Source organism: Roseateles sp. P5_E1, assembly GCF_054049335.1.
In genome coordinates, this window is the sequence record NZ_JBFUMN010000279.1 from 1 (window position 1) to 621 (window position 621).

General features: G+C 70.0%; 1 protein-coding gene. It reads left to right on the top strand.

All coding sequences use genetic code 11. The annotated features are described in order from the left end of the window. Nucleotides 1–621 (top strand): glycosyltransferase family 2 protein (locus tag ACXJKJ_RS31035; RefSeq protein WP_457395409.1); only part of this gene is annotated, 621 nt, incomplete at both ends.

Here is a 621-nt window from a genome sequence, read left to right on the forward strand (position 1 = left end):
TTCCTGAACCGCATGCTCGGTCTGTTCCACCGCAGTCTGGCCAGCCTGCGTACCCGGGGCTGGCGCGCCACCTGGCAGCGCATCCGCGTGCATACCCAGGCACTGCCGCCGCCGCGCCGCGCGCCGCTGTACCAGCCCGCCGCCCTGCCCTTCGCGCCGTTCAGCGTGCCCGAAAGCCACGCACCGGTGGTCAGCATCATCATCCCGGTCTACAACCAGGCCGCGCACACCCTGGCCTGCCTGCGCGCCCTGGCCGCGCACCCGCCGCTCGCGGCCTGCGAAATCCTGGTGGTGGATGACGGCAGCAGCGACCAGACCGCTGACTGGATGCGCCAGATCCACGGGCTCCGTTACGAGGTCCGCGAGCGCAACGGCGGCTTCATCGAGGCGTGCAATGACGGCGTGGCGCGTTCGCGCGGCCGCTATGTGGTGCTGCTCAACAACGACACCGTGCCGCAGCCGGGCTGGCTGGATGCGTTGCTGGCCACATTCGTGCAGGTGCCGCAGGCCGGCCTGGTCGGCGCGCAGTTGCTGTATCCGGACGGTCGTCTGCAGGAATCGGGCGGCGTGGTCTTCCAGGATGGCAGCGGCTGGAGTTACGGCCGCTTCGAATCGGCCGAA